Source organism: Okeania sp. SIO2C9 (genome assembly GCF_010672455.1).
GTDB lineage: Bacteria > Cyanobacteriota > Cyanobacteriia > Cyanobacteriales > Microcoleaceae > Okeania.
In genome coordinates, this window is the sequence record NZ_JAAHGO010000076.1 from 12,622 (window position 1) to 33,958 (window position 21,337).

The following is a 21,337-nucleotide window of genomic DNA, read 5'->3' on the forward strand; positions in this document are numbered from 1 at the left end:
TGGTAAGTGAATAAATTATTTGGGGATAGGTGGTAAAAGCTCAGTTTTGAACAAGAATTCAGAATACAGGAGTCTGGGGAGAAATTAGATTGTGGTTTGGTGAACAAAAGTAGCAATTTTTCAGTATCCCCGTCATTTTTTCTCTTCTTACTCCCTACTTCTTGCTTGTTATTGCAGATAAATTGACCGATTAAATTTCCTCAAGTAATTCTGATTAAGCAGAATTTAGGTATGAGGTGGTAAGTGAATAAATTATTTGGGGATAGGTGGTAAAAGCTCAGTTTTGAACAAGAATTCAGAATACAGGAGTCTGGGGAGAAATTAGATTGTGGTTTGGTGAACAAAAGTAGCAATTTTTCAGTATCCCCGTCATTTTTTCTCTTCTTACTCCCTACTTCTTGCTTGTTATTGCAGATAAATTGACCGATTAAATTTCCTCAAGTAATTCTGATTAAGCAGAATTTAGGTATGAGGTGGTAAGTGAATAAATTATTTGGAGATAGGTGGTAAAAGCTCAGTTTTGAACAAGAATTCAGAATACAGGAGTCTGGGGAGAAATTAGATTGTGGTTTGATTAACAAGAGTGGCAATTTTTCAGTATCCCCGTCATTTTTTCTCTTCTTACTCCCTACTTCTTGCTTGTTATTGCAGATAAATTGACCGATTAAATTTCCTCAAGTAATTCTGATTAACCATCATCTAGGTATGAGGTAGTAGGTGAATAAATTATTTGGGGATAGGTGGTAAAAGCTCAGTTTTGAACAAGAATTCAGAATATAGGAGTCTGGGGATAAATTAGATTGTGGTTTGGTGAACAAAAGTAGCAATTTTTCAGTATCCCCGTCATCTTTTTCCTTTTGACTTCTTAGAGATAAATCCAGGGATAAAAATTCCTCAACTAATCTCGAATGCCGATAATATTTTTCTTCTGAGTTTCTAGCTATTGCTGATTAATTCTTAGAGATAAATTCAGGGATAAAAATTTCTCAACTAATCTCGAACGCCGATAATATTTTCATTCTGAGTTTCTAGCTATTGCTGATTAATTCTAGGGGATAAATTTAGGTATAATCCATTTTTTGACCGACTTTAATTCTTTCCACACCAGAATAAATATTAAACTTTTTCCCCCGCAAAAATCCAACCAAAGTAATATTAAATTCCCTAGCTATTTCTACCGCTAAACTACTAGGCGCAGAAACAGCACAAACTATCGGCACACCTACAGTTATACATTTTTGTATAATCTCAAAACTCGACCGCCCACTCACCATAACAATATGATTATTTAAAGGTAACATACCTGCTAAAAATTCCGAACCTATCAACTTATCTAAAGCATTGTGTCTACCTACATATTCTCGCAATTTCAACAATTCTCCTTGAGTATCAAATAAAGCAGCAGCGTGTAAACCACCAGTAGATTTAAACACCCTTTGAGCATTACTTAATTTATCAGGCAAACTATAAATAACTTCCGCCGGAACTTCTGATTTTAAAGGAATAGATGAAAAACCTTTAATATGCAGAGATTCTATACTTGCTTTACCACAAATTCCACAAGCGCTAGAAGAAAAAAAATGTCTTTCTAAGGTTTTTCAGCTTGGTTTTAATTCAGACTTAAGAGTGACATTAACAATATTTTGGAGTTGTTCCCCATCAATTTCTGGGTCTACACAATAACTAATTTTTTCAATATCTTCACGATTTTTGATAATTCCTTCACTATAGAGAAATCCTGCTGCTAAATCAAAATCATTTCCTGGAGTCCGCATAGTAACTGCTATAGTTTGTTTCGGAAAAGTCAGACGAATTTCTAAAGGTTCTTCTGTTACTAATTGGTCGTAACGAGTGAAATAAATTTGATTTTCGACGACTAAAATTTGTGCTTTAGTTTTGCTACTAGAAGAATAGTTCATATTTTTTTTCCTAATCTTTTTATTGTGTCTTTACTTCTTGCTATTTTCCATTCACTTTTTGTTTTTTCCTGTACCATTTTTAAATTCCTTGGAGGCTTTTTGCTCCATTATCTGACTTATATCATGTTCGGTTGAATACTTATATGAGGAGTCAGGAGTCAGGAGAGAATAAAGGATAAAAAGAGGAAATATTTGAGAAAAGTAAAAATAATTTCACTATTTATTTGGTAATCTCAGTATTGTCAGTCCTTAAATTTTATTTATAACTGATTATCCGAACATGATATTACTCTTCTTTTTTTATTCTAAAATTCTTTTTCTTCCTGTGAAGTTCATATCATTCGTTATCAAGTCAATAGAAATCAGAAACTGTACTATTATTATAAATTACAATCGGCCTCACCAATTTTTTCTATAGCTACTGACACTCACAAAAAACTAAATATAAATATTTAGGAATAGCTAGAAATGAAGCTCATATTGATGTGGTAGAAAAAATAACTCGAGGAGATATTTTTTATCAAAATAATTGGGTCTAAAACCCCGCCTTTTAAGGCGATCGGGTTTTTGGAGAGTTGCTCAAATCCCCCTTATAAAAATAACTTCTGACTTCGTTAAGAGTTGGAGAAGGTAGTTAATTTCCTTCAAAAAAGTTATTTAGATATGTGTTTCAGTAGAGAAATTAAACCAGAGCCATCCTCTGATTTTCAGGATGATAAATAATCTTAGAAACAAATATAATTTCAGATTTGATTCTGTCTTTAAATCTTAATTTCAGGAGTTAGTGTAAATATTACGCTGACTAATTTTTTGTCCAAAGTCAAATTGATTCACCAATGCCAAACTATTTATATTTCAATACGGTTTAGATAAGGCTAAAATTCATAAAGTATAGAACTATTAGAGTAGCTCTTCAAATTACAGAACTGCCAAAAAAATCCTTAACTGAACTGTATTGATTTATATTTTAGTTTAACCAAAACTATAGGTATCATGACGATAAAAACGTAGGAAAGTTAATTCCTGAGTCTGGTCAACTAGAGCTTAAAAAAGCTCACGCTATATTCCTTGAGAATTAGCGCTGGGTTGTTGACTCCAAACAATAAACCGATCTCTTCCTTCTTCTTTAGCTTGGTACAATACTCTATCTGCACACTTAATCAATTGTTCAGGATAACTTTGATCCTGAGGAATAGTGCTTGCAATTCCCATACTTAGGGTGACATAGGAGTTATTCAAAGAGGTTTTGTGAGGTATCTTCAGAGAATGAATACCATCCATAATTATAGTTGCGACTCTGGTTGCTTCAAAACTATTTACTCCTGGTAAAACAATAGCAAACTCTTCCCCACCATACCTCGCAGCAAATTCTCCACAACGCTGAACACTACTATCCAAAACTTGAGCAATAGCACGAAGGCAATTATCTCCTGCTACATGACCGTAGGTATCATTGTATTTCTTGAAATAATCAACATCACAAAGAATCAACGATAAGGGTCGTTGTTGTTGTTGCATTCGTCGCCACTCTTGCTGAAAAAGTATATTAAACTGACGCCTATTGATCAGTTGGGTCAACCCATCAATGACAGCTAAATGATTGAGAACTGCTGTTCTTTCCAAAACTTTCTGTTCTAGCTCTTGATTAATTGCACGAAAGCGTCCAATAACTACAATGAAACCTGAAATTGCTAGACTAATAATAGTCATCAAGACAGTATAAATTACTTTTAATCCATCTTCAGCTATGAGTATAACATTATCAACAGGCTGAGTAATTTCTACAATGCCACGTACTTGTCCAACTTTCCAGTCTTTTCTAGGACTACTTCGCAGTGTATTATGACAAGCTACACAACTTGGCTCCATGAGGACAGCTTCTGTATAGCGAAACGAGAGGCGATCGCCAAATTGTTCTTTGCGATAAAAGGAAGCTTTTGGATGCTCTTTCAGGTAATTCAGTGCATCCCATTCAAACTTATCTTGAGGTCCTCCTGTTAGTTGTCGATTAGGAAATGGATGCTCGCTGTAAAGTCTAAACAACATACCCTCTGATTCATCACTGAGGCGTTCCCCAAGTTCGATAGTATAGGTAGCAGGATTAGGAATACCTCCATTGACAGTATGGTATTCAGGTATGGCCATGATACCATCCATTGACTTTACCCGATCGACAACATTCTTGCTGTACAGTACTCTAGCTTCATTCAAGGTTTTGACAGCCACTTTTGCATAGTGCATTGCTTGAGAATCTACTAAATTCATCGAGAGGTAGTAGGTTCCTACTACAGCTATACTAAAACCTAAACAGAGTAAAGTGACAAGAATGATAATCACACGCATATAAAGCACTTGATACAATCGTTTGCAAAGCTTTAATAATTTCCATCTTATGGCTGTTATCATTTATGTGATATTAATCAAGTCAAATATAGCAAAGAAATAGTTGGTTAGGAGAATAGTAAAAGGTCATTTCAATTATCAGTTATCAGTTGTTCAACTAAATGTTTAATAGACAATAGGGAATCAAAAAATATCCTATATTCCTTTCCCTGCCATTATAGCAAATTCATACATAGGTAGTTACATATTAAATTTGTGATTTATTCCTATAATAAAAAATTATAAATGTAAGCATTTCCGTTTGTTATGCTCCGCAAACAGCAATCATACCAATTCGATAAATGTTTGCTACATTTTCGCATTGCGGGGGAGTAGGGGAGTGGGGGAGTAGGGGAGAATTCAATAATGGATAATTGATAATTACCTCTCCCTAAAAGGAAGAGGATTGAATAAAAGGAAAAAATTTATTTTTTTCCCTTTAAAGGGGAGGCTTTAAGCCTGAATTATTTAATTATTTAATTATTAATTATTCGGTAAAAATAAGAATAATTAACAACAAAGCCAATAATTATTAATAAAAATATTTAGTCTGTATTAATTAATTAATAATTGAAGTAAAACTTAAGTATAGAATTATTTTTTAAAATTCGTATCAGATACATGAACTTATTCAAGTAAGAAATGAGGTTAGGTTATAGCCAATTTCATTAATGAATTTTAATTCTCCTTTCAATTATCAGTTATCAGTTGTCAAACTAAATGTTTAATAAGGGAATCAAAAAATATCCTATATTCCTTTCCCTGCCATCATAGAAAATTCATACATAGGTAGTTACATATTAAATTTGTGATTTATTCCTAAAATAGACATCTCCGAAAAAGATATAGGTTTTTTGCAGGAGTAGGTAACAGGTAAGATATTTTGACGCGCAAAGGCACGAAAAAAGATTTTTTAGGGTGAATTTTCCTATCCTTAGCCTGCTCTAATTAAAATATTTATTTTCTGGAGATTTCTAATAAAAAATTATAAATGTAAGCATTTCCGTTGGTCATACTCCGCAAACAACAATCAGATACATGAACATATTCAAGGAAGAACTGAGGTTAAGTTATAGCCAATTTCATTAATGAATTTTAATTCTCCTTGGTGGATAATCCCCCCCTAGTATGATAATTAATTTAATAACAATTGGAGAAGCTCGCCCGGAATGGGAAGTGTTTATGGATTTAGCAAAGTTAGTACGTCCTGATTTAGCAAATAAGTTAGAGTTTGAAAATACTTCAGAAATTCGTCAATAAATTGCTTTAGTAATTCCGCAATATTCGGGAATTCAGCATTTAAAAGAACCAGGAGATAATTTTCAATATGGTGGTTCTCATTTATGTTTTGGTTGGAATTTTCCCACACCGGATAGTAAGGCTAATTTTTCAATACTTTCTTCATCTCAAGAAGAGTTAAAAGAGGGATATTTTTTAGTGGCTACTCGTAGAGGCAAACAATTTAATAGTATGGTGCAGTCAAAGAAAGATGCTATTACTGGAGCTATGCGAGAGGCAGTTTTAATTAATCCTATAGATGCGGAAAATTTGAGTTTAAAAGATGGGGATAAAGTACTGTTGAAAAATGATTTAGGTGAGTTTCAAGGAAGAGTTTATTTAGCTCCGATGAAACCAGGTAATTTACAAGTACATTGGCCGGAAGGAAATGTGTTATTAGATAAAGGTAAACGTTCTGTTGAAGGTGTGCCTGATTATAATGCTTTGGTCTGTTTAGAAAAGTTAGATTAGTTTGAAGTTTTGAGGATGTTCAGTAAATTTGAGTTGTTGTTCCGATGTTTTTTTACCCCACGAATACCTTCACCAAACCGAATATAAACCTCCCCAAAGAAAGAAGTTTCTACAGGAAAACCATATTCAGAAATCACACCTCCAATATCTCCACCAGTTGTTTCAATAGCAAAACAACTATTATCAACATTCCGGTAATTGACATCCTCCCGACGTTGCTCTGCGAGACAATGCGGGATTCCCATCTATCAATCAAACAGACTAAGCTGCTTGAAAGACTCAGGGCGGGTTGACGACTCATCGACACGAACATCCTTTTTAGGGGATGATTTACCGCGTCTCCTCGTCCGTTTATTTGTCTCCGGTTGGCCCTCGGCGACTACATCAAAAAGTGATAGTTGAATTTGATTTTCTGCTATTTTTGTTTCAACAGTTTCAACTTTGGTTATCGGCTGGGTTACTGTCTCAACAACAGATTGAGTATTGAGAATGTTAATTGCAGCGTTAATATCACGGTCATGGAAAGTACCACAATTTAAGCAAGTCCACTCACGGACATTTAGTTCTTTCTTTCCACCTTTAAACCCACAACAATGACATTTTTGACTTGTCGGTTCCCATCTGTTTATAACTCTAAACTCACGACTATACTTTTCACATTTTGCCTTTGTTAAAGTTCTAAATTGTCTCCATCCCAAATCACTAATTGCTTTGGCAAGTTTGCGATTCTTAATCATACCTGAGACATTCAAATCTTCTAGTACAATTGTGTCGTATTTTTTCACTAAATCAGTTGATAGTTTATGAAGAAAATCCGTTCTAATATCTTTAATTTTGCCATGAAGTTTAGCAACTCTTAATCTAGCTTTTTCTCTACGTTTACTACCCTTTTCAGTACGGGCAAACTTACGTTTAAACTTAGCTAACTTTTTGAGATTTTGTTTGAGTGGTTTAGGAGCAACAATTTTATCTCCATTACTCAATGTAGCAAATATGCTAATACCTAAATCAATGCCAATAGAATTTTCAGTTTTAGGTAAAAATTCAGGATTTGTTTCTACAACAAAACTAGCAAAGTAGCTGCCAGCACTATCTTTTATTATAGTTACAGAAGTAGGTTGATTAGGAAGTGGTCTAGACCAAACTATTTTAACTTTACCTATTTTGGTCAGAAATATTTTATCTTGAGCAATTTTGTAGTTACTGCCTACAAATCTTGCAGCTTGTCTAGACTTTCTGGACTTGAATTTAGGCGCTTTAACCTTGATACCTTTGCGCTTTCCAGTGCAGCTATTAAAAAAGTTTTTGTAAGCCTGGTCTAAGTCTTTAAGGGATTGCTGTAATGGTGTAGAAGCTACATCTTTTAACCAAATTAATTTTTGTTTAGCCTGAGTTATGAATTGTTTGGTTAAATCAACATAACTAAGTTTCTTTTCTCCGCTAGCATATATTTGATTACAATGTGCTAAACTTTGATTCCAAACATATCGGCAACAACCAAATAGCTTATTTAATTTAGTTATTTGTATATGATTTGGATAGATACGATATTTGTATCTAGCTTTCATGTTTTCGACCTATTACTAACAAGTTGATATTATTATAGCATGGGTTGGCATTCCCATACGACGCTCCCTTGCAGGAGAGCGCGGGTATAAATGCCAACATTTAGATAACTAGGAACTGCAATTTTAATTCCTAATGACAGTAGATATGATATTTCGTCAGAAGTAAGGTCATTTAAGTTATCAGTTATCAGTTATCAGTACCTCTGCAATAAGGAGAGGAATATTCTTTTTTTTATCCCCTTAAAAGGGGAAGTTTTGGACCACAATTTTTCGGTCAAATGTTTGGGCATTAGCAGGACATAACATACAACTTACCCCCATAACTGCCAAAATAATAAAGTATAGAGAAACTCGCTTTCGACGAATCATAAATTTTATTTTTAATACTGCCCTCTACCATTATAAAATATTGATAGTGAACCTCCAGGTATTATCCCTTGGGTATTATCTAGAAAATCTCAAAATGAAAATCTAAAAACTCAAGGTTGAAAATTAAACTAATAACTTAAGTTTACTGACAACTGATAACTGAAATAACCGATTAATCTTCTTTCAATCAACTTTCAAACAACAATCTAGTGGGATAAAAAAGCTAAAATGACAGAATTCTGGAATCAAGTTTTAAACTTCGCAGAAACAACAACTTTTCGAGTAGGAAATCAATTACTAAAAGACTTCGGAAATGTTACAGCAGATGAAAAAACCGACGGTAGTTTAATTACTAAATCCGATAAATGGGCAGATAGAGAAATTAGGGAAGCGATCGCTCATACTTTTCCCACTCATGGAATTTTAACAGAAGAAACTCAACAGATATTTCCTAGTAATGAATGGTGTTGGATTATTGACCCCTTAGATGCTACAACAAACTTTGCTCAAGGTATACCAATTTGGGCAACTTCTATCGCATTATTGTATCAAGGTATTCCCATATTTGGTTATATACATTTGCCTCCATTACATCAATCTTATTATGGTTTTTATTATCAAGAAAATCAGACTTATTTATCTAACCCACCTATCACCAGAGCATTTTTAAATAATCAACCAATTCAACCAAATCAAGACAAAATTACTGGCAATCATTTATTTAATCTTTGTTCCCGAAGTACCAAAATCTTACCTCAAATTCCCACAAAAATTAGAATGTTAGGCATAGCAAGTTATAACTTTTTACTTGTAGCTTGTGGTGCATCTATTGCAGGAGTTGAAGCTACACCTAGAATTTGGGATATTGCAGGATCTTGGGTAATAGCAAAAGCTGCAGGTGCAGTGTGGGTACCATTAGAATCTACAGATATTTTTCCTTTAAAAATTGGCAAAGATTATTCGAGTCATCCCTTTCCTACTTTGGTTGTTGGAAATCAACAATTAGTGTCATATTTTTTGCCATTAGTACAACCTTTAAGAAAGTAGGAGTCAGGAGTCAGGAGTCAGGAGTCAGGAGAGAAGAGGAGGAAGTTTGAATATATTAAGAGGATAAAATTTTTTTATCGCGCTCTTATACCAATTTGATAAATATTTGCTACAAATAGCTAGGATATTTCTTAGGAGTCAATCCACCCCTAACCCCTCCTGGGAGGGGAACTCAGGAGTCAGAATGAATGGCTTTAATAGCAGCTTTTAGATCTGAATTTATCTTTTTAGTCCAAGAGACATCTTCTATATATAGTAGGGGCGAATGGCCATTAGCTAGCGCACAACTACGTTAACGCTCTTACCGAAAAATTGTGGGTATGCGCCTCCCCTTTTAAGGGGATAATAAGCGGTCGTTTGCGCAGCATGACCTAGGATGGGATGGCGAGGTCTCCTTCTTCAATCAACACTTTTTACCCATTCTACAATTCCATCTGCTAATACCTTTGCTAACTTCTGTTGTTCTTGAGAATTCATAATCCATTCAAACTCATAAGGATTAATCATAAATCCTAATTCCAACAATACAGAAGGAGCTATTGTCGGACGAGCTAAAGCTAAATTATTCCAAAATACCCCATAAGAAGGTCGGTCTAATTTTTCCACTAAATAATTATGTAAAAATACTGCCAAACTATGAGCTTGAGAATGATACCAAAAAGTACCAATTCCCTGAGTTTTTAGCGCATCGCCAGAATCAGGTAAAGCATTATAATGAACCGAAAGTGCTAAATCTGGAACTTGTTGATTAATCATTTCTACACGGTCTTTAGGATATAAATCCTCTTCTGCTTTTCGTGTCATATATACTGAAGCACCTCGTGCAATTAACTCATCCTGTAATAACTTTGACACAATTAATGTCACATTTTTTTCCGGATAACCAGTCGGACCTCTTGCGCCTAAATCATTCTCACTACCATGTCCAGCATCAATCAAAATTTTCATTCCAGTTAAAGGTTTATATACAGAACTAATTCCACTTTTGACTGCCGGAGGATGTCGCAAAGTTAACAGCAAAGTTGTTCCAACATACTGTAATTTATAACCCCATTGTTGGTCTGTTTTTAAATAAAATTTATACCTAACTCCCTGTTCATTTTGCACTGTTGAAGTTAGAATTGGTTGCCAATCTAATCGCTCAATTAAAGGGTCATCATCTAAACGAATAGTATCAGTTTGAGCCGTCGTATTATGCAGAATTAAAGTTAAATAACCATCGCCTTGTTCGACTGTAACTGGCACTGGTACTTGCAAAGGAAATCTGATTTCTGTTGCACCTTCAACTTGACGAGAAATAGCACTCCGAATTACCGAACGGGGTGGAGCAGCATCTGTAAATATCCTAGTCTCATCAGCTTTTATCCACCCACCATAGTCAAGGCGTAAATAGTCTCCTTCTTTCCCTGTAATCAAAGCTTTAGTACCTTTTGGTAAGGGAGTCAAGCGAGAATAAGTGGTACTGGGTCCGGTTCTCGCGACTCCCTCTTCTACTGTTACCTCCGCCACCTCAAATGTAGTCGGAGAAAGAATAGTTACTTTTCCCGGTGCTTTTTGAGTAACAGTTTGGCCACTCACACTCAGTCTAAATTCAGGTTGACCTAAATCTCCTGATTTTTCCGCTTTTGCACAACCTTGATAATATTCTCCCACAGAGGGAACAGGTTGATTATCTCCTGTTAATACTGCTAAATTTCCTGGTAAATTTACTACTTGAGACTGAGAAAGTAAAGGAATAGTTTGGGCAGCTAATACAACAGAAATATTAGCATTTGGAGGAGCGATCGCCTGAAAACAAATTAATTCTCCAGGCATTCTGGCAATATCTTTTGCTGGAGTCAAAGAGTCTTGACCAAAAGCTATTCCCACTGGCAAAGGTGGTTGGTTTGAATTGCGTGTTATTTTTAAAATAATCTCTTCATTTTGATGGCGTACAGTAAATATATTTTCCCCTATTTGTAATGGAAAACTAGGAGCAAAATGACCAGAACGACTACGGTCATTAATTTGTTTTCCATTAACAGTAACTTCCGCCTCTGGAGAAGCTGTACCAATTAAGAATATTCGGTCTGAAGTAGTTTTATGATTGCGTGACGGATAGGTAATAAATAGAGATTCTTGTTTTGACTCGGAGTCCTGTTGAAGTTGATTATTATCTTCATTATTTTGTGACATTGCATCGTGTGACATTGCATCGGGGGAAATGGTAGTTATTACTCCTAAAAATATCATTAATCCTAAAGTTGATGAGCTAATAATTTTGCTAAATACTTTAGGATTTATTGCTTTTTTTGTAGCCATTAGCAGTGGATTGAAATTTGCCATATTACTTTTATTACTTTTCTCTTTTTTTATGATTGATATTACTTCTGACTAAATTACTTATGATATCAAATAATCCGCTTGATTTGGTATAAAGAAATATTCAATTTTTAAATCATTGCTAAATTTTTCTCAATTCTCTTTCCTCTGTAGGGGCGAATGGCCATTCGCCCCTACTACTGACTACTGACTACTGACTACTAAATATTCACCAACCCCGAGTTTTTTAGTCCTGTTTTTCCAAGTAATTTTGCTTGTAATAAGTTAACCGACTTTGGGAAAGCTTATTCCGAATTAACAACTCCAAAAATGAAATGGCGGCACAATTTGGATCTACAACAGGTACTCCTCTTCCCGTTTCAGCTAGACCTTGAGCAACAGCATCAGCGATCTTTAAAAAGCCAGTGCAACCAAAAATTATTGCATGAGCACTATCTTCATCAATCGCTTTGACACTTTCAGCATAGATTTTTTCTAGGGCAACTTCCTTGTCATGTAAGCTCAAAACCGGAAGATGCACGGAACGAATGGAAGCAAAATTGGGAGAAATCCCAAACTTCCTGATATGCTCCCGTTGCATTGCTACAACTGAATTCACAATAGTAATAATTGAAAATCTTTGAGCAAGCATCATTGCTGTATAGAACCCATTTGAGATCTATATAATTATGGTAGCCAAGTCTTTTCGCCCATCAATGAGTGAGGAAAAATCTGAAAAGGAGTGTTGAATTTTTTGTATTATTTCTCCCCACATCTTCCCTCTTCCCTCTTCCCTCTTCTCTCCTGTCTCCTGTCTCCTGTCTCCTGTCTCCTGTCTCCTAGCTAGAAAAATTTAATATTTATGAAGATACGCTTAGGGGTTCTATAGGCGCTGGGTCAGAACCCCCCAACAATTGGAATGTCAATGACCTCTCGAGCTGTTTCAACTCCACAGTAATCCATGTCCGATACAAAAATCCCGTCAAAGCCATCTTGTTCAGCTTTCACCGCTTGTGCAATCACATAAGGGGCATTGATTTCTGAATCATATCATGTCCGAAGGCAATCGTTTGTGTAAAAGTTAGCGTGGATATCTACAGGAAATTTGAGTTTTTTTCTTGCCTGTTGCCTTCCGGATCTGTTGCCTGTTGCCTATTTACTATACAAGACCGATGCTACCGGACATGATATCATAACGACTTTCAATTGAACGAGTCCCCTCTGAGATATTTTCCACATCTACCGTCATATCTGGTGTCAGGACGGGTTCAACAGCTTGGGCAATTTCATCGTTGAAATCGCTGTTATTGATAGGAACAATAATTTTAATTTTCATAGGTTTGGTCTTTTATTTTCAAGACATAACTACAATTGAAAATCAGGGGAGCTTTGTTGGTAGCAAAGTTTCAACATTTCAGCTAATACCTGAACGTGAGGTTCACTCAACATAGTGGTATGATTTCCAGGAACAACATGAACTTCCACGGGTTGAGTAGAAAACTGATTCCATCCCCAAGTTGGATCTGTGGGAATTTCACCAAGCATTCCTAATTCATCCTGATAAACTTCGCTGCTGCGGAATAGGGTAATTCGACCTTGATAACCTTCTTGTGGTACATAACTCATAAAAGCCAATTCGTCAGTTTTAATTGTTTGGACAATTCCACGCACTCGTTCAATTCCTGAATTATATGGCAACAGGTTGACGGTTTCCATCTGTTGTTTAAGATAATTTACTTGCACTTCAGAAGTCAGAGGTTTGAGGGTTTCATAGGAAATGTTGAGATTTTTCCCAGATAACATTTCTAGTACATGAGCAATATTAGTTAACCATTGAGTATCATCCCAATCTAGCTGTTTTGAGACGCTGCCAGGAAGTAAAGCGGGAAGGTCAAATAGGGCAAGTAGAGCAACTGTTTCTCCCAACTGTTGTAGTTGTTGCGCCATTTCAAAAGCAACCAAAACCCCAAAGGAGTGACCACCTAGGAAGTACGGACCAGAGGGTTGAAGGGATTGGATAGCTTTGAGGTAGTAGGCAGCTACCTCTTCAACACTACCAAAGGGTTCCGAAATCCCATCTAAGCTGGGAGGTTGTAAGGCGTAAAAAGGTTGGTCATTTCCCAGATGACGGGCGAGTTGGTGAAAGTAGACCACATTGCCACCGGAACCAGGCATACAGAAGAACGGTGGGTAGTTTCCTTCAGGTTGAATAGCAACTAAAGGAGACCAAGAGTGAGTATTAGTTTTTTGGCGCAATAGAATGGCTAATTGTTCTACGGTAGCACCTTGGAAAAGGGCGGCTAAAGATAGATTTTTGCTAAATTGTTTCTCAATCTCAGCCATGAGACGCACTGCTAACAGAGAATGACCACCCAAGTCAAAGAAGTTGTCACCGACTCCGATGGGAGAAATACCCAGAATCTCTGACCACATTTGAGCGAGTTGGAGTTCCACCGAGTCACGGGGAGCAACAAAACTGGTTTCACGAAGCAAACTTGAAGGATCGGAGATAGGTAAACCACGACGGTTGACTTTACCATTAGGGGTTAGAGGTATTGCTTCGAGAAAGACAAAAGCAGCAGGAATCATGTACTCGGGTAGCTTAGTCTTCAGGAAAGAACGCAAATTATCGACCGCAGTTTTGGGGTCATTAGTAGTTAAATAAGCAACTAGACGTTTATATCCTGAAATGTCTTCGCGGGCAATGACTACAGCTTCTCGCACCAGGGAATGTTGGGCAAGTACTGCTTCAATTTCTCCGAGTTCGATCCGGAAACCTCGAATTTTTACTTGATGATCGATACGTCCGAGAAACTCTATATTTCCATCGGGTAAATAACGAGCTAAATCCCCAGTTTTATATAATTTTGACTTTTGAATTCTGACTTTTGAATTATTAAAGGGGTTAGGGATAAATTTTTTCTCTGTCAGTTCTCGACGGTTGAGATAGCCTCGTGCTAAACCCGCACCACCAATGTGCAGTTCTCCTGGTACACCTATGGGTACAGGTTGATTATTGCTATCTAAAATGTAGATTTGAGTATTAGCAATGGGGCGACCTATAGGAACTATTTCTCGATCTGACTCTTCTGGTTTGACCTGATAAACGCAACACCCCACTACTGTTTCAGTTGGTCCATATTCATTTATTAGTTTGGTTTCTGGAGCATTGTTTGACCAAAATGATACGGTTTTCACTGGTAATGCTTCGCCAGCAATGATGAATGCTCTGGTTTGATTAGATGCTTTTTCTGGCGGGATCAAAGTGTTGAGTATTTGTAGGTGAGCTGGTGTGATTTTAACTAAACTCAGATTCTTTTGGGAACATAAAAGTTGACTCAGAGCTTCTATTTCATCTTGCTCTGGTAACAAAATCACTTTTTGACCTTTCAATAAAGGAGAGAATAAAGAAGTGATGGTGAGATCAAACCCAATAGACGAATTCACAGGGACTCCATTTCCTTGTGTGAGCTGACATACTTGGATACACCAACTTAAATAATTTACTACTCCTGTGTTAATAATCATGGTTCCCTTTGGTTTCCCGGTAGAACCTGATGTATAAATTACATAAGCTAAATTTTCTGGAGTTACTCCACTGTCAATATTCTTAATACTGTAATTAACAATAGTATCCCAGTCACTATCTAAACACACTACCCGTGCAGAATGTTCCGGTAAACCTAACCATACAGATTTACTTGTAAGTAACACTGACACCGCAGAATCTTCCAGCATATAGGCAATACGTTCGGTAGGATAATTTGGATCTATTGGTACATAAGCTCCACCGGCTTTAAGAATCCCTAATAATCCCACCATCATCTCCAGAGAACGTTCAACACAGATGCCCACTAATACCTCTGGTTGGACCCCCAGAGTTTGCAAATAATGTGCCAGTTGATTCGCTCGACAATTCAACTCCCGATAAGTTAACTCTTGCTCTTCAAACACCACCGCCACCGCATCCGGCGTCTTTTCTACTTGTTCCTCAAATAACTGATGGACGCACTTATCCTGGGGATAATCAACAGCCGTATCGTTCCATTCCACTAATAACTGATAACGCTCTTGCTCTGTCAACAAAGGTAATTCAGAGATGCTTTGATTGGGATTGGTAACAATTCCCTCTAGTAAAGTCATCAAATGCCCGATCGCCCGGTCAATACTTGTGGCATCAAACAAATCGGTATTATACTCGATCGCCCCTGTCATTCCCTCTGGTTGTTCCTCTAAATTAAAAGTGAGGTCAAACTTCGAGCAGCCGGAATCTACCTCTAATTGGCTGACCGTCCATCCCAACTGCTCATCGGTTAAAGGAGGCTGAAGCACAAACATCACCTGAAAAAGCGGATTTTGGCTGACGTGGCGATCGGGATGAAGAGCATTGACTACCTGCTCAAAGGGTACATCTTGATTGGCGTAAGCGGATAAAATGACATTTCGGACTCGCTTTAACAGGTCTCGAAAACTGGGATTCCCACTCAGGTCGCTCCGCAAAACTAAAGTATTAAGAAAGTCTCCCATGATCCCTTGCAATTCTGGTCGGTTGCGTTGGGAGGTGACAGTGCCAATGACAATATCTTCTTGAGACGAATAGCGATAAAGAAGGATATTAATTGCCGTCGCTAGGGTCATAAATAAAGTGACACCTTCTTGGCGGCTGATTGTTTTGATTTTTTCGGTTAAATCTTTTGAGAGTGCGAAACAAAGCCGCGAACCCGCAAAGGTGGTTTGTGGGGTGTGATGATGGTCTGTAGGAAGTTGCAGTTGGGGTAAATTTTCTAGTTTTTTCTCCCAGTAAGCAAGCTGATCGGAGAGAATTTCTCCCTGTAACCACTGTCTCTGCCAAACGGCAAAGTCGGCATATTGGATAGTTAACTCCGGCAGAGGTGACGGTAAGCCTCGGGAAAATGCAGTATAAAGGGTTTCCAATTCAGGCAAAACTATACTGGTAAGCGATTCCCCATCTATCAGAGTATGATGCATGGCCAAGTAGAGCCGATAGTCTGTTTCTGCCAACTGAATTAGAGTGGCTCGCAGCAATGGACCTCGCGTCAGGTCAAAAGGGGCACGAAGCTCTTCGGTGGCAATTCGCAACGCTTCGGTTTCTCGTTCCGTCTCCGGCAAAAAGCGCAAATCGACGACGGGTAAAGTTAAAGCTGACGGCGGATGAATTTCCTGAACTGGCTGCCCGTTGACGACTCTAAAGGTAGTCCGCAGAATTTCGTGACGGCAGATGAGTTCTGTCAAACTGTCTGATAATGCCTGGATATTAATATCCCCACCTAAATGAATGGTAAAGGTTTCGTTGTAGACTGGTTCAGAGGGAGCTAATTGGGTGAGAAACCACAATTGTTCTTGACCAAAGGATAAAGGAATGGTTTGCTCTCGTGAAATGGGTTCCAGGGATGGCAAAGGATTCGATCGCTCTTCTTGAGCTACCTGGGTAACAATTTTGGCTAACTCTGCTACTGTAGGATACTCGAATAAGCGATTTAGCGGTAATTCTACCCCGAAGCGATCGCGCACCAGCCCTATAATTTTGGTAGCTAACAAGGAATCTCCGCCTAACTCAATAAAGTTGTTATGAATTCCAACGGGAGAAACACCTAGAATCTCTGACCAAATGTGAGCTAGTTGCAGTTCTACCGAATTTCTGGGAGCAACAAAACTGGTTTTAGGAAGCAAATTTGAAGTATCTGGAACAGGTAAGCAACGACGATTGACTTTGCCGTTAGGAGTCAGGGGAATTGCTTCAAGAAAGACAAAAGCAGCAGGAATCATATACTCGGGTAGCTTAGTCTTGAGGAAAAAACGCAAATCATTAATTGTCGTTTTGGCATTATTAGTAATTAAATAAGCAACAAGCCGTTTGTCTCCTGGAATGTCTTCGCGAGCAATGACTACAACTTCTCGCACGTTGGAATGTTGGGCAAGTAACGCTTCAATTTCTCCAAGTTCGATACGGAAACCTCGAATTTTTACTTGATTATCAATACGTCCGAGAAACTCTATATTTCCATCGGGTAAATAACGAACTAAATCCCCTGTTTTATATAATTTTGACTTTTCAAAGGGGTTAGGGATAAACTTTTGCTCTGTTAATTCTGGTCGGTTGAGATAGCCACGAGCTAAACCCGCACCACCAATATGCAGTTCTCCTGGTACACCAATAGGAACAGGTTGCAGATGTTTGTCCAGAATATAAATTTGGGTATTGGCGATCGGGCGACCGATTAATTCTGGTGTACCCTCACCAAAAGTCCGACGATTAGGTGTTACCTCATAAATAGTTGACCAAACAGTGGTTTCAGTCGGTCCATACATATTCCACAGAGAACCAACTTTCTCTAGTAAATTGTTGGCTAATTCTTTTGGGAGAGCTTCTCCGCCACAAATTGCTTTTAAATCCGGTCGGCCTGACCAGTTAGCGACGAGCAACATTTGCCAGGTTGCTGGAGTCGCTTGCATCACAGTGGCATCATATTGAGCAATTTTTGAAGCTAATCTCAATGGTTCTTGCGCCACTTTACGACTGATTAATATTATCGTTGCGCCGATAGTTAAGGGCAGGTAAATTTCCGTAGTGTGAATGTCAAAGCAAATGGTAGTAAGGGCAAGGAGGCGATCGCTATTTTTTAACCCTGGTTTATCACCCATAGAATTAATAAAATTCACCAGAGATTGGTGACAAATTTCTACTCCCTTCGGTTTTCCTGTGGAACCAGAAGTAAAGATTACATAGGATAAGTTATCAGGTTTGACCTTGCTCTCAGGATTTTCTGGACTTTCTAGTGAAATAACATCCCGCTCTGTATCCAAACAAATTACTTGAGTTTCAGAGTTGGGCAAGGAACTTAACAACTGACTAGAAGTAATCAAGAATTTAGCTTGTGAGTTGGATAAAATATAATGAACTCGCTCTTGAGGATAAACAGGATCGAGAGGAACGTAAGCTCCACCTGCTTTCATAATCCCCAATAATCCCACCATCATCTCCAGAGAACGTTCAACACAAATCCCTACTAAAGATTCTGGTTTAACCCCCAACTTTTGTAAATAACGAGCTAGTTGATTCGCCCGACTATTCAATTCTCGATAAGTCAACTCTTCCCCTTCAAACACCACTGCCACTGCATCGGGTGTTTTTTCCACCTGTTCGGAGAACAACTGATGAATGCATTTATCCTGGGGATAGTCAACAGTTGTATTATTCCACTCAATTAATAACTGATGACGTTCTGATTCACTCAACAACGGCAATTTAAAAATCGGCGTTTCTGGATTAGCTACAATTCCCTCTAACAACGTCAGATAATGCCTTGCCATCCGCTCTATAGTTTCAGATTTAAATAAATCACCATTATAATTCCATCGAACATTCAACTCATTACCCACTTCAAGAAATTCTACAAAGATGTCATAGAGAGTGCCACGTTGTTCTCCCAACAAATAAGGTTCAATTTGAAGTAATCCCTCTTGAAACTCTGTCTCATACCATCCTAATTTTCGCCAATTAAACATCACAGAAGAAACCAGACCATGACGGAAATTACTTTTGAGTTTCAACTCCTTGACTAATTGACTCCAGGGATAATTATAAGCTTCATGTTTCAGCGCTTCATCAACCGTCTGAGCGACTTGCATCAGCAAGTCTTTAAAAGTCGTATTACCCTCTAAATTCCCTCGCACAATAACTAAACTTGCCAAATTCCCCGCTACATCTTTAAACTCTTTTTTATCCAGTCGATTTTCTGTCGGAATATTAACAATAATATCTTCCTGATTTGTGTAGCGATATAACAAGACATAAAAAGCACTCAAGGCAATTTTCAACAGATTAATACTATCAGATTCTAGTTTTTTGAGACACGATACCAATTCTTCATGGAGCTTTAATTCATGGAAATCTTGCCGATAATTAACTACACTGGAGCGTGGTAGATCCCTTGGTAAATCTAAAATTTGCAACTCACCCGCTAATTGTTTTTCCCAATATTGGCAAAGGGTTTCTCCCCTAGGTGAGTTCAGCATTTGTGATTCCCAATTGACAAAATCGGTATAAGCTAAAGGTTCTTGAACTGGAATACCCGCATATAATTGTTGGAATTCTTTGAAAAATAAATCTTTGCTAAAACTATCACTAGCAATCTGGTGAATGGTAAACATTTGAACCCATTCCGTTGCGGAACGCTGAAACAAATATAATCGAATAATGGGGTCTTTTTCTAAATCATAGAGAACATCTGCACAAGCTAAAATTTCTTGCTTTAACCGTTCTTCACTCCAATCCTTAGCATCAATCACCTGCATCGGAACATTCATTGTCCGATGAACAATTTGCACAGGTTCGCCCTCTTTATTCGTTCCATAAGTAGTTCGTAAAATGCCATGGCGTTCTACAATTTTTTGCCATGTTGCTTTCCAGGTTTCTATGTCTAATGGTGAATTAATTTTTACTGCATTATACTCGTTGTAAGCGGTATGGTCAGGAGCGATTTTGTGGATAAACCATAACCATTTCTGCCCCTGTGACATAGGATAAACAGAACTTTTTTCTGGATTATAGATTAAATCATTAGTTTTTTTTGTCAACATAATTTATTATTCTATTACTAAATACAGTTTTTCAAGATACCAAATGGATTCTATAAATTCAGCAATTAACAATTAACAATTAATAATTACCTCTCCTTATACCGTTTAACGGAAGTCAAAAGTCATGCATCGAGTGCGTAATTATGAGGTTTCCTACGGGGCGCCTACTGTGCGGAAGTAATTCCGCACACAGCCCCTCCAGAATGTAAGACGCATATCTGACAGTCAAAAGTTAAAAGTAAGATTTTGTAAGCTCAAAACTTTGACGCTACAGTAATTTCAGGAAACTATTTTACATTTGCCGTATAAGATAAACTGTAGCCTAAATTGATGAAATTGGTATGAAAAGAGAGAGGATTGACACAATTTAAAAAAAATTTCTTTTTTTTCCCTGAAAAGGGTAGGCTAATAAAGCTGAATTATTTAATTATTCATTATTCATTATTCATTATTCATTATAAACTGTAGCCTAAATTGATGAAATTGGTATGAAAAGAGAGAGGATTGACACAATTTAAAAAAAATTCTTTTTTTCCCCTGAAAAGGGTAGGCTAATAAAGCTGAATTATTTAATTATTCATTATTCATTATTCATTATAAACTGTAGCCTAAATTGATGAAATTGGTATGAAAAGAGAGAGGATTGACACAATTAGAAAATTTTTTCTTTTTTCCCCCTGAAAAGGCTAGGCTAATAAAGCTGAATTATTTAATTATTAATTATTAATTATTCATTATTCATTATAAACTGTAGCCTAAATTGATGAAATTGGTATGAAAAGAGAGAGGATTGACACAATTAGAAAATTTTTTCTTTTTTCCCCCTGAAAAGGCTAGGCTAATAAAGCTGAATTATTTAATTATTCATTATTAATTATTCATTATTAATTATAAACTGTAGCCTAAATTGATGAAATTGGTATGAAAAGAGAGAGGATTGACACAATTAAAAAAAAATTTCTTTTTTTCCCCTGAAAAGGGTAGGCTAATAAAGCTGAATTATTTAATTATTCATTATTAATTATAAACTGTAGCCTAAATTGATGAAATTGGTATGAAAAGAGAGAGGATTGACACAATTAGAAAAATTTTTCTTTTTTTCCCCTGAAAAGGGTAGGCTAATAAAGCTGAATTATTTAATTATTAATTATTAATTATTAATTATTAATTATTAATTATAAACTGTAGCCTAAATTGATGAAATTGGTATTACAGCGCTTTTCAGATGGATGAACCACATCGTCATAACCAAAACCTTGTAGGGGCGAACGGCCGTTCGCCCCTACTGTGGTCTATCGAAATGAAAACCGCTGTAAAAGAGAGAGGATTGACACAATTAGAAAAAAATTTCTTTTTTTCCCCTGAAAAGGGTAGGCTAATAAAGCTGAATTATTTAATTAT

Annotated in this window: 10 protein-coding genes and 1 pseudogene; 3 read left to right on the top strand and 8 right to left on the bottom strand. The window is 36.9% G+C overall.

Features of this window, described 5'->3' with window-relative positions:
* Positions 1-1,061 precede the first annotated feature (1,061 nt).
* Positions 1,062-1,919, bottom strand: a pseudogene (fdhD, locus tag F6K23_RS33010) (formate dehydrogenase accessory sulfurtransferase FdhD).
* Between the two features lie 1,059 nt (positions 1,920-2,978).
* Positions 2,979-4,262, bottom strand: a complete 1,284-nt coding sequence (locus tag F6K23_RS33015) for a diguanylate cyclase domain-containing protein (protein ID WP_293164133.1) — start codon at positions 4,260-4,262, stop codon at positions 2,979-2,981.
* 1,167 nt (positions 4,263-5,429) lie between these two features.
* Between F6K23_RS33015 and F6K23_RS33020 the strand changes: the two genes are divergently transcribed.
* The gene (locus F6K23_RS33020; protein WP_293164136.1) at positions 5,430-5,561 is read left to right on the top strand and encodes a hypothetical protein; all 132 of its coding nucleotides are present in this window, start codon (positions 5,430-5,432) and stop codon (positions 5,559-5,561) included.
* A 177-nt stretch (positions 5,562-5,738) separates the two neighbouring features.
* Entirely contained in the window at positions 5,739-6,050 is a 312-nt protein-coding gene (locus tag F6K23_RS33025; protein ID WP_293164139.1) for a molybdopterin dinucleotide binding domain-containing protein, read from the top strand.
* Here F6K23_RS33025 and F6K23_RS33030 read toward each other — a convergent pair.
* Positions 6,047-6,295, bottom strand: coding sequence for a hypothetical protein (locus F6K23_RS33030; RefSeq protein WP_293164142.1), 249 nt, complete (start codon positions 6,293-6,295; stop codon positions 6,047-6,049). The two genes, F6K23_RS33025 and F6K23_RS33030, sit on opposite strands and share 4 nt — an antisense overlap.
* Before the next feature lie 3 nt (positions 6,296-6,298).
* Positions 6,299-7,618, bottom strand: a complete 1,320-nt coding sequence (locus F6K23_RS33035) for an RNA-guided endonuclease TnpB family protein (RefSeq protein WP_293164145.1) — start codon at positions 7,616-7,618, stop codon at positions 6,299-6,301.
* 597 nt (positions 7,619-8,215) lie between these two features.
* Between F6K23_RS33035 and F6K23_RS33040 the strand changes: the two genes are divergently transcribed.
* Positions 8,216-9,034 (top strand): inositol monophosphatase family protein, encoded by an 819-nt coding sequence (locus F6K23_RS33040; protein ID WP_293164147.1) that lies wholly within the window; start codon positions 8,216-8,218, stop codon positions 9,032-9,034.
* A gap of 399 nt (positions 9,035-9,433) precedes the next feature.
* On the opposite strand, the gene F6K23_RS33045 is transcribed toward F6K23_RS33040, so the two are convergent.
* The 4 genes from F6K23_RS33045 to F6K23_RS33060 all read right to left on the bottom strand — a co-directional run bounded on the left by F6K23_RS33045 (position 9,434) and on the right by F6K23_RS33060 (position 19,936).
* Positions 9,434-11,209, bottom strand: coding sequence for an N-acetylmuramoyl-L-alanine amidase (locus F6K23_RS33045; protein ID WP_293164164.1), 1,776 nt, complete (start codon positions 11,207-11,209; stop codon positions 9,434-9,436).
* 373 nt (positions 11,210-11,582) lie between these two features.
* Positions 11,583-11,990: an aspartate/glutamate racemase family protein gene (locus F6K23_RS33050; RefSeq protein WP_293164149.1), complete on the bottom strand. Its 408-nt coding sequence runs from the start codon at positions 11,988-11,990 to the stop codon at positions 11,583-11,585.
* Between the two features lie 504 nt (positions 11,991-12,494).
* On the bottom strand, positions 12,495-12,671 hold the full coding sequence (locus F6K23_RS33055) for a hypothetical protein (protein ID WP_293164152.1): 177 nt from the start codon (positions 12,669-12,671) through the stop codon (positions 12,495-12,497).
* Positions 12,672-12,700: 29 nt separating this feature from the next.
* Entirely contained in the window at positions 12,701-19,936 is a 7,236-nt protein-coding gene (locus F6K23_RS33060) for a non-ribosomal peptide synthetase (RefSeq protein WP_293164155.1), read from the bottom strand.
* Positions 19,937-21,337 lie beyond the last annotated feature (1,401 nt).

Bases quoted from the DNA above. Each gene is read 5' to 3' on its own strand.
- F6K23_RS33060 (WP_293164155.1), bottom strand. From the start codon at position 19,936: ATGTTGACAAAAAAAACTAATGATTTAATCTATAATCCAGAAAAAAGT.
- F6K23_RS33015 (WP_293164133.1), bottom strand. From the start codon at position 4,262: ATGCGTGTGATTATCATTCTTGTCACTTTACTCTGTTTAGGTTTTAGT.
- F6K23_RS33035 (WP_293164145.1), bottom strand. From the start codon at position 7,618: ATGAAAGCTAGATACAAATATCGTATCTATCCAAATCATATACAAATA.
- F6K23_RS33045 (WP_293164164.1), bottom strand. From the start codon at position 11,209: ATGTCACAAAATAATGAAGATAATAATCAACTTCAACAGGACTCCGAG.
- F6K23_RS33020 (WP_293164136.1), top strand. From the start codon at position 5,430: ATGATAATTAATTTAATAACAATTGGAGAAGCTCGCCCGGAATGGGAA.
- F6K23_RS33050 (WP_293164149.1), bottom strand. From the start codon at position 11,990: ATGATGCTTGCTCAAAGATTTTCAATTATTACTATTGTGAATTCAGTT.
- F6K23_RS33040 (WP_293164147.1), top strand. From the start codon at position 8,216: ATGACAGAATTCTGGAATCAAGTTTTAAACTTCGCAGAAACAACAACT.
- F6K23_RS33055 (WP_293164152.1), bottom strand. From the start codon at position 12,671: ATGAAAATTAAAATTATTGTTCCTATCAATAACAGCGATTTCAACGAT.
- F6K23_RS33030 (WP_293164142.1), bottom strand. From the start codon at position 6,295: ATGGGAATCCCGCATTGTCTCGCAGAGCAACGTCGGGAGGATGTCAAT.